Here is a 14,836-nt window from a genome sequence, read left to right as displayed (position 1 = left end):
GTCGGAACTCCATGTTTCGGATCAGATTTCCAGGCCCTGCTGCATCATCTCGCGCAGCAGGGGCAGGGTGATGGGGCGCTTGCGCTCCAGCGAGGCGGCGTCGAGCGCGTCGAGCACGCCGCGCAGGCTGGACAGCTCGCGACGGCCGTGGCGCAGCAGGAAGTCGACGACCTCGTCGGCCAGGCGCAGGCCGCGGCGTTCGGCGAGCGTGGTGAGGATGGCCGCGCGCGAGGCGTCGTCCAGCGGCTGCACCTCGTAGATCAGGCTCTGGCCGATGCGGGTGCGCAGGTCCTCGCGCAGGCGCAGCGCCAGCGGCGCGGCCGGGCCGGACAGCAGCAGCGACTGGCCGTTGCCGCGGGCGCGATTGAAGGCGTTGAAGAGCGCGATCTGCGCTTCGGGCGCGAGCTGGTCGACATCGTCGATCGCGAGCAGGGCGTCGGCGGTCTCGGGCAGGCTGTCGTCGATGTCGGCGGCGGCGAGCAGATGCACCGGCCGGCCGGCCTCGCGCGCCATCGCGGCGGTCGCGCGCAGCAGGTGGCTGCGGCCGCTGCCGGCGCCGCCCCACAGGTAGATGTGACGCGCCGGCAGTTGCGCCGCGGTCGCCGGGTCGGCCAGCAGCGACACCGTCGCCACCAGTTCGGCGTTGGTGCCGGCGACGAAGTTCTCCAGCGTGGGCGGGGCGTCGGGGCGGATGTCGAGGACGAGCTGCTTCATCGTGGCCCCGGGCCCTCGTCGACGGCCGGGCGATCCTTCCCCAGATAGACCGGGCTGGCGAGCCAGGCGCCCAGCACTTCGCGCAGGCCGACCAGCAGCGCCGCGCTCACCGGCAGGGCGACGAGCACGCCGACGAAACCGAACAGCTGGCCGAAGGCCATCAGCGCGAAGATCACCGCGAGCGGATGCAGGCCGATGCGTTCGCCCACCAGGTAGGGGGTGAGGAGGAAGCTCTCCACCAGCTGCCCGAGCCCATAGACGATCGCCACGCCCGCCAGTGGCGGCCAGCCCTGGCCTTGCAGCAGGGCCGCCAGGATGGCGAGGATCAGGCCGCCGCCGAAGCCGACGTAGGGGATGAAGACCAGCAGGCCGGTGAGCACGCCCACCGGCAGCCAGAAATTGAGCCCGGCGAACCACAGCCCGACGCTGTAGAAGACCGCGAGCAGCATCATCACCGACAGCTGTCCGCGCAGGAACTCGGACATCACCGAGTCGATGTCGTTGAGGATGCGCATCGTGCGCGCCAGCCAGGGGCGGGGCACGATGTGTTCGAGCGCGTCGAGGATGCGCGGCCATTCCTGCAGCAGGTAGAACATCACCAGCGGGATCAGGAACAGGTTGGCGACGAAGCCGAGCAGGGCCATGCCGCCGGCCTTCAAGTGGCCGAGCACGATCGGCACGATGTCCTGCGCGTTGGTCCAGTTGTCGGCGACGAACTGGCGGAACTGCGCGGCGTCGAGCTGCAGGTCGATGCCCAGCCGCGTCAGCAGCAGCGGCGAAACCTGCGCGTTGAACATTTCGACCAGGTCGGGCAGCCGCCGCACCAGCAGCACGCCCTCGCGATAGACCATCGGCACCAGGATCAGCGCCAGCGCCACCAGCACCAGGCCGAGCGCGACGATCACCAGCAGCACCGCGATCGCGCGCGGCACGCGCCGTGCCACCATCCAGTTGACCGCCGGATCGCAGATGTAGGCGAACACCGCGGCGATCACGAAGGGGGTGAGGATCGGGCCGAGCAGCCAGAACAGGCCGACGATCGCCAGGCCGGCCGCGGTCCAGGCGAAGGTTTGCAGGCGATCGGCGCGGGGAGCGTTCATTTAAAGTAAAATCGCGGACTTGGCGCGGGGCGAAGAGCCCGCGAAAACTCGTAAATGTAGCCACTTGGCGTTGCGTCCTCAAGACGAGACCGTCGCCACGCGGCGCCAGGCCGGTTTTCCGCACCGTCTTTTCGGCGGCCGGTCATTGCTTTTCCTTGCCTTGTCCTAGCTATTTCCTTGCCTTTCTCCGAGCCCAGAGGAACGATCTTGAGCGCACCCAACTCCTCCAACCAAGCCTCCCTCTCCTACCGCGACGCCGGTGTGGACATCGAAGCCGGCGACGCCCTGGTCGACCGCATCAAGCCCTTCGCCAAGCGCACCATGCGCCCCGAGGTGCTGGGCGGCATCGGCGGCTTCGGCGCACTGTTCGAGCTGTCGAAGAAGTACAAGGAGCCGGTGCTGGTGTCCGGCACCGATGGCGTCGGCACCAAGCTCAAGCTCGCCTTCCAGCTCGACAAGCACGACACCGTCGGCCAGGACCTGGTGGCGATGAGCGTCAACGACATCCTGGTGCAGGGGGCCGAGCCGCTGTTCTTCCTCGACTACTTCGCCTGCGGCAAGCTCGACGTCGACACCGCCGCCGACGTGGTCAAGGGCATCGCCCAGGGCTGCGAGCTGGCCGGTTGTGCGCTGATCGGCGGCGAGACCGCCGAGATGCCGGGCATGTACCCGGCGGGCGAGTACGACCTCGCCGGCTTTGCCGTCGGCGCGGTGGAGAAGGCCGACATCATCGACGGCAGCAAGATCGTGCCGGGCGACGTGGTGCTCGGCCTGGCCTCGAGCGGCGCGCACTCCAACGGCTACTCGCTGATCCGCAAGATCATCGAGGTCGCCAAGCCCGATCTCGACGCCGACTTCCACGGCCGCAAGCTGCGCGACGTGGTCATGGAGCCGACCCGCATCTACGTCAAGCCGCTGCTGGCGCTGATGCAGTCGCAGCCGGGCGTGGTCAAGGGCATGGCCCACATCACCGGCGGCGGGATCACCGAGAACGTGCCGCGCATCCTGCGCGACGAGCTGACCGCCCGCATCGACGCCGCGAGCTGGACCCTGCCGCCGCTGTTCCAGTGGCTGCAGAAGGAAGGCAATGTCGACATGCAGGAGATGTACCGCGTGTTCAACTGCGGCATCGGCATGGCGGTGGTGGTGGCTGAGGGCGACGCCGACGCGGCCGAAGCGGCGCTGAAGGCGGCGGGCGAGACCGTGCATCGGATCGGCCGCATCGACGCGCGCAAGGACGGCGAGGCGCAGACCATCGTCGGCTGAAGTCGGCGCACGGCTTCGTCCCGCCGGCCAGGGTATCCGCCGGCCGACCCGCAGACCCGGCCGCGCGCCGGGTTTGTCGTTGATGGGAGCGCGCACATGATCCATCGCCTCGCCGCCGATGCCGTGCTGCTGCTGCATCTGGGCTTCATCCTGTTCGTGCTGCTCGGCGGCCTGCTCGCCCTGCGCTGGCGCAGGGCACCGTTGCTGCACCTGCCGGCGGCGGGATGGGGCGTGTATGTCGAGCTCAGCGGCAGCCTGTGCCCCCTGACGCCACTGGAGAACCACCTGCGCATCGCCGCCGGGGAGGCGGGCTACGCCGGCGGCTTCATCGAGCATTACCTGCTGGCGCTGATCTATCCTGCCGGGCTCACGCCGGAGATCCAGTACATGCTCGCCGCCATCGCCCTCGGCGTGAATGCGCTCGTCTACGCCTGGGTGTGGTCGGCGCGCCGGCGGCGGTGAGCCGGGGCGTCTGCGACGGACCGGAGCCTGTCCGGCCCGCCCGGATCGGGAGTAGCATGCAGGACACATGCTCCCCACCGTGACCCGGGTCGCGTTTCGGCGCGGTCTGCAGCCGGGTGCGGGCTGAAGCTGAATAGTCCCGGAAGAGGTTTGCGATGGCCGTCAATGCAATCCCCGTCGACCAACGGGTCATCGACATCGACTCGCGGCGCTTCGCCTCGATCGAGAAGGCGCTGGTGGAGCTCGTCACCAACGCCGACGACAGCTACACGCACCTGGAGCAGGGCGGCGAACAGGTGTCCGGCGCCATCCTCGTGCGCTACGAGCGCCACCGGCGCGGCGCGCTGCTGACGGTGACCGACCAGGCCGAAGGCCTGAGCTTCGACAAGGCCTGCGCCATCCTCAGCTACGGCGGTGCCCACAGCCTGCTCGCGCAGGGCCGGGCCGGCGGGCGCGGCTACTTCGGTCGCGGCCTCAAGCAGGCGATCTTCGGCCTCGGCTACGGTTGGCTGGAGACGATCCGTGAAGGTCGGCTGGCGCGCGTCGAGCTTTTCCGCGGCGAGGACGGCGCCTACCTCTACGACGACGGCGGCCATGACCGCGAGGCCACTGCCGCCGACCGCGAGCGTCTCGGCATTGCGCGCGACGGCACCCGGGTGGCGATCGTCATCGACAGCCCGCAGGCCAGCATCTCCCAGTTCGGTGCGCTGGTGCATGCGCTCGCCAACAACATCTATCTGCGCGACGTGCTCGACCGCCGTGAGCTCGAGGTCATGCACCTGAAGGACGGCGTGGAGGTCGAGCGCAGCGGCCGGGTGCGCTTCGAGGAGCCGCCCGCGGTGGTGCTGCTCGGCCCCGAGGCGCCGGGCCAGTTCCAGTACGAGCACAGGAGCTGGCCGTTCACCTTGACGCTGAAGCGCGCGCTGGATGCGGAACTCGTGGCGCGCGGCGACGAGCGCAGCAGCGGCCTGCTGGTGCTGTCGGGCACCGCGGTGCTGGATTGCCAGTTCTTCGACTACGAGAACCAGGTCGGTACCGAGTACCTGTTCGGCACCGTGCGCTGCCCCGCACTGGTCGACAGGCTCGCCGCGGGCGAGGCGGTGATCAGCGACGAGCGCGCCGGACTCAACCCCAAGGCGCCGATCGTCGCCGCCTTCTACCGCGCCGTCAGCCGGATGATCGCGCCCCATGTGCAGGCCGAGCAGGACAAGCTGCGCCACCTCGAGCGCGCCACCACCTCGGGCCGCACCGCGCACATGATCGAGCACCTGCTCGAGCGCATGAACCTGGCCGCGATCCACGACTTCGGCATCGTCCATCCGCCCGTGCCCGCGGATGAAACCGTGAGCGAGGCCGCCTCGGCCGAGGCGCCGCTGCGGTTCACGACGCCGTTCTACTACCGCAGGCCGGATCATCCCTTCCATGTCCGCCTGCTGGTCGATCCGCGGCAGCTCGATGCGGATGCGGTGCTGAACGTCGAGGTCACCGCGAGCGCCGGCCTGCGCATCGAGCCGCCACCCGCGCCGGTCCCGGTCGCCAGTCTCGGCAGTGAGACTGCCGTGAGCTGGACGGTGACCGGCCTGGCAGCGGGCGAGCGCGGCGAAATCGTGGTGCGTGCGGGCGCCTACCTCGCGTGGTGCGAACTCGTCATCGCCGAGCACGCCTCCGGTCACGCCCACCATCCGACGCCACACCCCGGCCGCCCCGGCCGGCACCGTCCGCCCAGGGACCACGGCGAGGCGATGTTCGCCGGCTACGCCTTCCGCTGGCTGGGCAAGGAGGCGGACCGGGCGGTGTACAGCCCCGAGGAGCGCCTGATCCTGATCAACACCGCCGCCCCCACCGTGCAGCTCTACGTCGATGGCCGCGGCAACTTCCGCGACTCGGCGCGCCTGCTGCTGGCGGAGCTGTTCCTCGATGCGATCGCGGACGAGCTGGCGCGCTACCGTATCGCCCGCGCCGGACGGGCCGGGGACGTCGAGGCCTTCCTCGCCGCCAAGCGCGAGATCGTGTGCCGCTACGGCAGCGACATCCACCTGTCGTTCTTGGGGGGCTGAGCGCGGTGATCGAGGCGCGGGGAGCCGGCGTGGCGCGGATGCGCTTGGTGTGGGCCAGCGGCGTGGTCGCCGCGATCTTGTTCATCGGGCTGCTCGGGTATCTCGCGCCGCTGCGCCCCGGCCCGATCGCGTTGCAGTTCGCCTGGCAGCCGCAGACCTTCGGCGCCATCGTCCACCTGTGGCCGCCCGAGGATCTCGTCCGCTACCGCAACCACCTCGCGATCGATGGCGTGCTGCTGCTGGCCTACGCCGCCTTCGGCTGGCTGCTCGCGACCCGCAGCCGCGTCTTCCTCCCGCTCGCGCCCGGTGCGCGGCTGTTCGCGCGCCTGTGCCTGCCGCTGGCCGCGCTGTTCGACGCGGCGGAGAACGCCTTCCACTGGTGGCTGACCGAGGTGCCGCGCTTCGATACGCCCGGCACCTATCTGCTGTCCGCCGCCTGTTCCGCGCTCAAGTGGGCCCTGCTGATCGGCTTCGGCGTGCTCGTGCTGTACGCGCTGGCGCGGGCGGAGGACTGAAGGGGGCGGATCGGGCGGACGCAGGCGATGCGGTGCGCGGCCTCATTCGCCCGCCGCGCCGCAGGCCAGCAGACGGTCCACTGCGGCGTGCATCCGCTTCCAGTGCGAGCCTTCCCAGAACACCCGTCGGCAGCGGTCGCAGGTCGAGAAGCGCTCGTGCCGCGCCCGCACGTCGGGCGGCAGGCGGTGCGCGATCTCGGCCTTGGCGATCGGATGCAGGGGCGTATTGCATTGCAGGCACAGCGAGAACGGTCTCGCGCTGCGGGCGAGGTCGAGGCGCGCGAACAGCTCCGCCGCCTGGCGCTCGGGCTGCAGCGCATGGATATAGCAGCCGTGGGTGAGTTCGCGGCGCTTGAGCAGCTCGCGGTCGCGGGTGAGCACGATGCGGCCCTCGCGCCCGGCGATGGCGACGATCTCGGCGTCGTCGCAGTGGTTGTCGTAGAGGGTGTCGAAGCCGGTCAGGCGCAGCAGGCGCGCGAGTCCGCCGAGGTGGGCGTCGGCGATGAAGCGGGTGACGCGCAGCGGCGTGGCGCGCACGCGCAGCAGCGGGGTGACGTCGAAGGTCTCGAAGCGGGGATAGACAGACACCCGGTCGCCGCGGTGCAGCAGGCGCTCGAAGCCGACCGATTCGCCATTGACCAGCACCAGCTCGACCTCGGTATGCGGCACGCCGAGGGCCTCGATCATGTGCTTGACGGTGGCTGCGCGGGCGCACGGAGCAGCGAACGCGCGCCGCCGGTGATCCGGCGCGAGGAAGTCGTTGAGTTCCTCGTAGAAGCGGAACGTGGCGACGACCGGCTGGGCGTCGGCCCGGGTTCCACCGCCGTGTTCGGGCTCGGGAGTCGGGCGGGGAGTCGAATCGGGCGTCGGGTCGGGGATGGAAGCGGGGTCGGGAACGAGGGGCGGGGTGGGCATCGGCGTCACCTGTCGGGCAATCCGTGACGGATCAAGCATAGCGCGCGCAGCGGCGGGCGACGGCGGCGTGGCCTTGCTGATACGCTCGAGCCCCTCCTTTTCTGCGAGTGTGCGCATGAGCTGGATGCCTGAAGAACGCGCGCTGCTGCTCCGGCTGGCCGAGTCGGGCGTGCTGCGTCGCGAGCAGCTCGCCGGTGCGGGCGCCCGTGCGCCGCTGCGGCCGACGCCGGCCGAATGGCGGAGCGCGCTCGATCATGTGTTCGCGCTCGGTGGGGCGCTGCTGCTGGCTGCTGCCGTGGTGTTCTTCATCGCCTACAACTGGGAGGCGATGCACCGCTTCGCCCGCCTCGGACTGGCGATCGGGGTGCTGGTGGCGTTCTGCGGCGGTGCGCTCCTCGTCCGTCCGGCCGGCGTGGGCTGGCGCGCTGCGCTGTTCGGTGCCTGTGTGGCGAGCGGTGAGGTGCTCGGCTGGTGGGAGAGCGAGTTCCGTGTCGTGGCGGTGGCATTCTCGCTGGTGGCGGGCGTGTCGGCGGCGGTCTACCACCGCGTGCGGCGCGACCTGGCCATCCTCGCGCTCGCGGTCTACGGCGGCATTGCGGTGCTCACCGCCGGGCTGGTGAAGCTGCTGCGGGTGGAGAGCTTCCTGGGCATGAATCTGGTCGGTCTCTTCATCATCGCCGCATCGGCCGGCGCCGGCATGTGGCTGGCGGGCCTGCATCGCCAGGCGGCCGTTGGCGGAGCGGGACGATGAGCGGCCGCAGGCTCCCCGCGGCGGGCGCTATGCAGACCGCGGACGCGCTGCTTGCGGGCGGCTTCCTCGACGAGGCCCAACACGCGCGAGTGATGGTCGATGCCCGCGCGCCCTGGTGGCTGATGCTGCTGCAGACCTTGGCGGCATGGGTGGCGTCGCTGCTGATCCTGTCGTCCTTCATGGTGCCGCTGGCCGTGATCGGCGACAGCGCCCTGGCGCGGGCGCTGGCGGGGGCGGTGTTGTGTGCCGCGGCCATCCTGCTATTTCGCCGCGAACACCTGTTCACCGCGCAGATGGCGCTGGCGTTCTCGCTTGCCGGCCAGGCCCTGCTGGTCTCCGCGAGCGCGCCGGGCTGGGGCGCGTTCTCCGACGACGGGCGGCAATGGGCGGCGGTCGGCGCCGGGGTCGCGGCGGCGATGATGTGGCCGCCGTCGGGCTCCCTGCATCGCAGCCTGTGTGCGCTGCTGCTGGCCTTCCATCTCGGGGCGCTGATCGGCGAGGGCCCTGGCCTGGAGGCCTACGCGGCGTGCCTGGCGGCGGGCGTCGCCATGCTGTGGCTGTCGCGGCCGCGCTGGGCGGGGATGGAGCACGGTGGCCGGGTGGCGGCGCTCGCGCGTGGCGGCACGCTGGCGGCGCTGGCGCTGGCGCTGCCGGTGGTCGTCGGCCTGTCGGGCGAGGACGCCGCGCGCTGGCTGCTCGCGGGCGGAGTGTCCTTCGTGCGCTCGGTGGATGTGCTGTCGATCGGTGCAGGGGCGCGTCGTGCTCTTCGAGCTCGCGCCGATCGATCCGCGTTCGCTGATGCAGGGGGACTACATGGCCCTGCGCTTCGCGATCGATGGTGCGTTGCCGCGTCGGGACGGCGCGAGCGCCGGGCGGCTGCCGCGCTTCGCGTACCTGGATGTGGACGCCGAGGGCCGAGCCCGGCTCGTGGGGGTCGGCGACGAACTGCCGGAGTCCTCCGCGCGGGTGGCGGTGCGCATCCGCATGCGTGACGGCGCACCGAGCGTGGGGCCGAATGCCTTCTTCTTCCAGGAGGGGCAGGCGGACGTGTTCGCTGGCGCGCGCTGGGGCGAGTTGCGCGTGGCGGCCGACGGCACGGCGCTGCTCGCCGACCTGCGTGACGAAAATCTGCAGCGCCTGGGGGCGCCCCGGCGCTAGTGCGTGCTATGAAGGAGAGATGGGGGCGCGATCGGCGATGCACCTGCGCCCCCGATTGCGCGGCGTCACGGCACTGCGCCTGGCCCTTGTATTCCGCCTGCGCGGCGGGCCGATGGCGCCGAAGCCCTCCGAACCTGCCTGTGGAGCACGACCATGAAGATCCGCTCACTGCTGATGACACTGGCCGGCCTGGCGGCGACGGCCGCGGGTGCCCTTGCGCTGACCGCTGCGCCGGTCGCGGCCGATGCCGTCCCCCGACCGATGCTGGGGGTGCAACCCGATGCCTGCGTGTGCTCGCGCGGCGTGAATCTTGGTGGTGAGCGCAGCGTGGCATCGCTGCTGTACAACTGCCAGTGCGGCGCGATGCAATGCGTCGTCCATGCCCAGTCGGGCCAGTTGCAGTGCCGTTGAGTGCGGGCGGGCCCGGGGATACGTCCGGCCGACGGGGCCGTTGCGGAGCGGGGGCGAGCATGACTACCGCCGGCGTCGATCCTGCGACGAATGACCCCTTCGATCTCCGCCGCTTCGTCGAGGCGCAGCGTGGCGGCGTGCATGAGCAGGCCCTCGCCGAGCTGCGCGCGGGGCGCAAGCGTTCGCACTGGATGTGGTTCGTGTTCCCGCAGCTGGCCGGCCTGGGACTGAGTCCGACCGCGCTGCACTACGGCATCCGCGGCCTGGGCGAAGCGCAGGCCTACCTGCGCCATCCGGTGCTGGGGTCCCGGCTGCGCGAATGCGCGCGGGCGCTGCTCGTGCTCGAGGGGGTGTCGGCGGAGGCGATCTTCGGCTACCCGGACGTGCTCAAGCTGAAGTCCTCGATGACCCTGTTCGCCGCGGTGCCGGATGCCGGTCCGGAATTCGCTGCGGTGCTCGCGCGTTACTACGGTGGGGAGCGGGATGAGCGCACGCTGCGCCTGCTCGGCCCCGGTGCGTCCTGAGTACCGGCTACCATCCTCAACCGCCATGACCACCCCGAGGAACCCCAGCATGAAGCCCCGCATCAGCGTCATCACCCTAGGCGTCGACTCGCTCGAGCGTGCGCTCGCCTTCTATCGCGACGGGCTCGGCTGGCCGACCAAGGGCATCGTCGGTCGCGAGTTCGAGCATGGGGCGGTGGTGTTCTTCGACCTGCAGCCCCACCTCAAGCTCGCGCTGTTCGCGCGCACGAGCCTGGCCCACGACGCCGGGGTGGCGGCGGGTGCGGCGAGCGTCGGCGAGTGCGTGCTCAGCCACAACGTCGCGGCACGGCAGGAGGTGGACCAGGTGATGCTGCAGGCGCAGGCGGCCGGGGCGCGCATTCCGCAGCCGGCGCGCGACACCTTCTGGGGCGGCTACGCGGGCTACTTCCAGGACCCGGACGGGCATCTGTGGGAGGTGGCGTGGAACCCGAAATGGCCGCTGCCCGAAGACTGACCGGCAGGGCCGCGCGGCGCGCACGTGCGCTCTCCCGGGGCCGACGCATGCGAATGGCGGTGGCAAGGAACCGGACAGCGGGTGCTTTTGTCCCTAAACTGCTGGCTGCCCGCCGGGCGGCCTCGCGTCCCCGCCGCACGCCCGGTCCGCAGGCCTTCTTCCATCGTCCTTCCACTGATCACCCATGCCTTCGAGTCGTCGTCCCATCGTTGTCCTCAGCCTCATCGGCCTTGCTGCGCTGGCCGGCTACGCCTGGCATGTGAATCGTGCGCCGGATCCATCGCCGGGCGGAACGGCCACGGCGCCGATCAAGTCCGCAGGGGGCGGCGGAAGCGCTGCAGGCGGTGCGCAGGCGGGGCCGGTGGCGGTGGAGACCCATACCGTTGCGACCCGTGCGCTCGCCGACGATGTCAGCGCACTGGGCTCGCTGGTGTCCAACGAATCCGTGGTGCTGCGCCCGGAGGTCTCGGGCCGGATCGAGGCGATCCGTTTCCGCGACGGCGAGACGGTGCGCCGCGGAGCGGTGCTGGTCGAGCTCGACGCCGCGGTCGAGCGCGCCGAACTGCAGCAGGCGCGCGCCAACCTGACCCTGGCCGAATCGAACTTCCGGCGTACGCAGGATCTGTTCGGGCGCAAGTTCGTCAGCCAGAGCAGTCTCGATGACGCACGCGCCAAGCTCGAGGTGGCGCGCGCCGGCCTCGCGCTGGCGCAGGCGCGGCTCGCGCGCATGCAGATTCGCGCGCCCTTCGACGGCGTGGTCGGTATCCGCAGTGTCAGTCCCGGCGACTTCGTCCAGGACGGCGACGCGCTGATCAACCTCGAGGACATCGCCACCCTCAAGCTCGACTTCCGCCTGCCCGAGCTCTACCTCGACCGCGTGCGCCCGGGTCAGGCGCTGGAGCTGTCGAGCGACGTGCTGCCGGGCGAGACCTACACCGCGACGGTGGAGGCGATCGATCCGCTGGTCGATGCCCAGGGCCGCGCGGTGCGCTTGCGCGCCAGCCTGGCCAATCCCGAGATGCGCCTGCGTCCCGGCGTGTTCGCCCGCGTGCGCCTGATCCTGGCCGAGCGCGGCGAGATCCCGGTGGTGCCCGAGGCCGCGCTGGTGCCGGCGCCGGGCAACGTGCAGTTCGTGTATCGGGTGGAGGACGGCAAGGTGCGGCGGGTGGAGGTGAAGACCGGCCAGCGTCGCGATGCGATGGTGGAGGTCGTCGACGGCCTGGTGCCGGGCGCGGTGGTGGTCACCGCCGGCCAGCTCAAGCTGCGCGATGGCGCCGCCGTGAAGACGGCGGCCGAGCCCGCTGGCGTGGCGCGGGCGCACTGAGCCATGGTCCTGTCCGACATCTGCATCCGCCGCCCGGTGTTCGCCACCGTGCTCTCCCTGCTCGTGCTGCTGGTCGGCCTGATGTCCTGGTCGAGGCTCACCGTGCGCGAGTATCCGAACATCGACGAGGCGGTCGTCACCGTCGATACGACCTACCGCGGCGCCAGCGCCGAGATCGTCGAGTCGCAGGTCACCAAGCCGCTGGAGGACTCGCTCGCCGGCATCGAGGGCGTGGACGTGCTGTCCTCGATCAGCCGCCAGGAGCGCAGCCAGATCACCGTGCGCTTCCGAGTCGAACGCAGTGCGGACTCCGCGGCGGCCGACGTGCGCGACCGCGTGTCGCGGGTGCGCCAGCGCCTGCCGGACGACATCGACGAGCCGGTGATCGCCAAGGTCGAGGCCGACGCCAGCCCGATCATCTGGGTGGCGTTCTCGTCCGACCGCCACGCGCCGATGGAGATCAGCGACTTCGCCAACCGCGTCATCAAGCCGCGCATGCAGACCCTGCCCGGCGCGGCCGATGCGCGCCTGTACGGCGACCGCCGCTCGGCGATGCGGGTGTGGCTTGACCGCGATCGGCTGGCCGCCTTCGGTCTCACCGTGCAGGACGTGGAGGATGCGATCCGGCGCCAGAACGTGGAACTGCCCGCCGGCCGCATCGAGAGCCGCGAGCGCGAGTTCGCCGTCGTCGCGCAGACCGACCTCACCCAGCCCGAGCAGTTCGGCGCCATCGTGCTGCGCCAGGGTGACACCGCCGACGCCTATCCGGTGCGCATCCGCGACGTCGGCCGGGTGGAGGTGGCGCCCGAGAGCGAGCGCACCTCGGTGCGCTTCATGGGCCAGCCCTCGGTGTCGATCGGCCTCATCAAGCAGTCGGTCGCCAACCCGCTCGATCTCAAGCGCGGCCTCGACGAGATGTTGCCGCGGCTGCGGGCCGAGCTGCCCGAAGGCATGTCGATGACGATCGCCAACGACACCACGGTGTTCATCGAGCGCTCGATCGAGGCGGTGTTCTCGACGATCTGGGAGGCGGTGCTGCTGGTGGCCGCAGTGTGCCTGTTCTTCCTGCGCAACTGGCGGGCGATGCTGGTGCCGCTGGTGACCATCCCGGTGTCGCTGATCGGCGCGTTCACGCTGATGCTGGTGTTCGGCTTCTCGATCAACACCCTGACCCTGCTCGCGCTGGTGCTGGCGATCGGCCTCGTCGTGGACGACGCGATCGTGGTGCTGGAGAACATCTACCGCCACATCGAGGAGGGCATGGCGCCGCTCGCTGCCGCCTTCAAGGGCGCAAAGGAGATCGGCTTCGCGGTGGTGGCGATGACGATCACGCTGGCCGCGGTGTATGCGCCGGTGGCCTTCATGACCGGGCGCACCGGGAAGCTGTTCACCGAGTTCGCGCTCACGCTCGCCGGGGCGGTGATCGTCTCCGGCTTCGTCGCGCTGACGCTGTCGCCGATGATGTGCTCGAAGCTGCTGCGCCACGAACCGAAGCACGGCCCGATCTACAACGGCATCGAACGCTTCCTGTCGTGGCTCACCGCGGGTTACCGCAGCGTGCTGCAGGCGGCGCTGGGCGCGCGCTGGCTGGTGATGCTGGTGTTCGCGGTTGTGGCGGGGAGCTCGGTGTGGCTGATGGGGCAGTTGAAGACCGAGCTCGCGCCGATCGAGGATCGCGGCCGCGTGGTCGGCATGTTCACCGGGCCGGAGGGTGCGACGCTCGACTACATGTCGCGCTACGCCGCGGAGATCGAGCGCATCTACGCCGCGCTGCCCGAGGTCGATCGCTACCTGGTCATCGCCGGCAACCCGACGGTGTCGCAGGGCATCTCCTTCGTCGGCTTCAGCGACTGGGCGGAGCGGGAGCGCAAGGCCGGCCAGATCGCAGCCGAGCTGCAGCCCAAGCTGCGCGCGGTACCGGGCGTGAATGCCTTCCCGATCATGCCGGCCTCGCTCGGGCAGAGCGTGCGCTCGCGGCCGGTGAGCTTCGTGGTGTCGACCTCGGAGAGCTACGACGAGCTCGCGCGCGTGGCCGACAGCTTCCTCGACGCGATGCGCGACAACCCCGGCTTCCTGTCGCCGGACACCGATCTCAAGCTGACCATGCCGGAGCTGGCGGTGGAGGTGGACCGTGACCGCGCAGCCGACCTCGGTGTCGCGGTGGATGTGATCGGGCGCACGCTGGAGAGCATGCTCGGCGGCCGCCAGGTCACCCGCTACAAGCAGGACGCCGAGCAGTACGACGTGATCGTGCAGGTCGGTGCCGACGAGCGTCGCGATCCGCACGACATCCGCGACATCTACGTGCGCGCGCGCAACGGCGACATGGTGCCGCTGACCAGCGTGGTCAAGGTCAGCGAGCGGGTGGCGCCGCGCGAGCTCAACCACTTCGGCCAGCGCCGTTCGGTGACGATCACCGCCAACCTGGCGCCCGACTATGCGCTCGGCGAGGCCCTGCAGTGGATGGACGACACTGCGGCACGCATCCTGCCGCCGGGCTACAGCACCGACTACGACGGCCAGTCGCGCGAGTTCAAGACCAGCTCGGAGAGCCTGGCGCTGGTGTTCCTGCTCGCGCTCGCCTTCATCTACCTGGTGCTGGCGGCGCAGTTCGAGAGCTTCCGCGATCCCTTCATCATCATGCTGACGGTGCCGCTGTCGATGACCGGCGCGCTCGGCGCGCTGTGGCTGGCGGGCGGCACGCTCAACGTCTATAGCCAGATCGGCCTGGTCACGCTGGTGGGCCTGATCACCAAGCACGGCATCCTGATCGTGGAGTTCGCCAACCAGTTGCGCGAGCAGGGGCGCGATCTGCTCGAGGCGGTGGTGGAGGCGGCGGAACTGCGCCTGCGTCCGATCCTGATGACGACCGGGGCGATGGTGCTGGGTTCGGTCCCGCTCGCGCTGGCGACCGGGGCCGGCGCGGAGAGCCGCCAGCAGATCGGCTGGGTGATCGTGGGGGGCTTGCTGATCGGCACCTTCTTCACGCTGTTCGTGGTGCCTACCGTCTATACCCTGCTCGCGCGCAGGACGCGCACCGCGGAAATGCTGGAGGCGCAGCAGGCAGCGGCTTGATCACGTCCTTGCGGCACAAAAGACTCGCGGCTTCCGCCGCTCCCACGGGGCGCCGAGGCGATCGGCACCCGTGGGAGCGGCGGAAGCCG

The 14,836-nt window shown here is 70.6% G+C and carries 14 protein-coding genes and 1 pseudogene; 12 read left to right on the top strand and 3 right to left on the bottom strand.

From position 1 onward, the window contains the following. Nucleotides 1–21: 21 nt before the first annotated feature. Nucleotides 22–714 (bottom strand): DnaA regulatory inactivator Hda, encoded by a 693-nt coding sequence (hda, locus tag CKCBHOJB_RS12470; RefSeq protein ID WP_281048993.1) that lies wholly within the window; start codon nucleotides 712–714, stop codon nucleotides 22–24. Beyond that, nucleotides 711–1,814, bottom strand: a complete 1,104-nt coding sequence (locus tag CKCBHOJB_RS12465; protein WP_281048992.1) for an AI-2E family transporter — start codon at nucleotides 1,812–1,814, stop codon at nucleotides 711–713. Before CKCBHOJB_RS12465 ends, hda begins: the two co-directional genes overlap by 4 nt. 207 nt (nucleotides 1,815–2,021) lie before the next feature. Here CKCBHOJB_RS12465 and purM point away from each other — a divergent pair, with 207 nt between their 5' ends. From purM to CKCBHOJB_RS12445, 4 genes are all read left to right on the top strand, one after another. Then, nucleotides 2,022–3,080, top strand: coding sequence for a phosphoribosylformylglycinamidine cyclo-ligase (gene purM, locus CKCBHOJB_RS12460; protein WP_281048991.1), 1,059 nt, complete (start codon nucleotides 2,022–2,024; stop codon nucleotides 3,078–3,080). 96 nt (nucleotides 3,081–3,176) lie between these two features. Beyond that, a complete protein-coding gene (locus CKCBHOJB_RS12455) occupies nucleotides 3,177–3,542 on the top strand; it encodes a DUF2784 domain-containing protein (RefSeq protein WP_281048990.1) in 366 nt (121 codons plus the stop codon). Between the two features lie 155 nt (nucleotides 3,543–3,697). After that, nucleotides 3,698–5,599 (top strand): ATP-binding protein, encoded by a 1,902-nt coding sequence (locus tag CKCBHOJB_RS12450; protein ID WP_281048989.1) that lies wholly within the window; start codon nucleotides 3,698–3,700, stop codon nucleotides 5,597–5,599. Between the two features lie 38 nt (nucleotides 5,600–5,637). After that, nucleotides 5,638–6,114 (top strand): hypothetical protein, encoded by a 477-nt coding sequence (locus CKCBHOJB_RS12445; protein WP_281048988.1) that lies wholly within the window; start codon nucleotides 5,638–5,640, stop codon nucleotides 6,112–6,114. A 42-nt stretch (nucleotides 6,115–6,156) separates the two neighbouring features. Here the strand turns inward: CKCBHOJB_RS12445 and CKCBHOJB_RS12440 are convergent, their stop codons facing one another. After that, entirely contained in the window at nucleotides 6,157–7,029 is an 873-nt protein-coding gene (locus tag CKCBHOJB_RS12440) for a Mut7-C RNAse domain-containing protein (protein WP_281048987.1), read from the bottom strand. Between the two features lie 115 nt (nucleotides 7,030–7,144). Between CKCBHOJB_RS12440 and CKCBHOJB_RS12435 the strand changes: the two genes are divergently transcribed. From CKCBHOJB_RS12435 to CKCBHOJB_RS12400, 8 genes and pseudogenes are all read left to right on the top strand, one after another. After that, a complete protein-coding gene (locus CKCBHOJB_RS12435; RefSeq protein WP_281048986.1) occupies nucleotides 7,145–7,780 on the top strand; it encodes a DUF2157 domain-containing protein in 636 nt (211 codons plus the stop codon). Next, nucleotides 7,777–8,394, top strand: a pseudogene (locus CKCBHOJB_RS12430) (DUF4401 domain-containing protein); the annotation flags it as partial. The gene CKCBHOJB_RS12435 and the pseudogene CKCBHOJB_RS12430, both read left to right, overlap by 4 nt. Nucleotides 8,395–8,509: 115 nt before the next feature. Beyond that, complete coding sequence (locus tag CKCBHOJB_RS12425) at nucleotides 8,510–8,938, top strand: GDYXXLXY domain-containing protein (protein WP_348634845.1); 429 nt, start codon at nucleotides 8,510–8,512, stop codon at nucleotides 8,936–8,938. A gap of 153 nt (nucleotides 8,939–9,091) precedes the next feature. Further along, on the top strand, nucleotides 9,092–9,349 hold the full coding sequence (locus tag CKCBHOJB_RS12420) for a hypothetical protein (RefSeq protein WP_281048984.1): 258 nt from the start codon (nucleotides 9,092–9,094) through the stop codon (nucleotides 9,347–9,349). A 59-nt stretch (nucleotides 9,350–9,408) separates the two neighbouring features. Next, on the top strand, nucleotides 9,409–9,873 hold the full coding sequence (locus CKCBHOJB_RS12415) for a DUF1810 domain-containing protein (RefSeq protein WP_281048983.1): 465 nt from the start codon (nucleotides 9,409–9,411) through the stop codon (nucleotides 9,871–9,873). Between the two features lie 49 nt (nucleotides 9,874–9,922). Then, complete coding sequence (locus CKCBHOJB_RS12410) at nucleotides 9,923–10,348, top strand: VOC family protein (protein WP_281048982.1); 426 nt, start codon at nucleotides 9,923–9,925, stop codon at nucleotides 10,346–10,348. Between the two features lie 184 nt (nucleotides 10,349–10,532). Further along, on the top strand, nucleotides 10,533–11,672 hold the full coding sequence (locus CKCBHOJB_RS12405) for an efflux RND transporter periplasmic adaptor subunit (protein ID WP_281048981.1): 1,140 nt from the start codon (nucleotides 10,533–10,535) through the stop codon (nucleotides 11,670–11,672). A gap of 3 nt (nucleotides 11,673–11,675) precedes the next feature. Beyond that, complete coding sequence (locus CKCBHOJB_RS12400; protein WP_281048980.1) at nucleotides 11,676–14,747, top strand: efflux RND transporter permease subunit; 3,072 nt, start codon at nucleotides 11,676–11,678, stop codon at nucleotides 14,745–14,747. Nucleotides 14,748–14,836: the final 89 nt, after the last annotated feature.

The organism is Thauera sp. GDN1, from assembly GCF_029223545.1.
GTDB lineage: Bacteria > Pseudomonadota > Gammaproteobacteria > Burkholderiales > Rhodocyclaceae > Thauera.
Note: the sequence above shows the minus strand (reverse complement) of the source record. Positions and strands in the feature narration are given on the sequence as shown.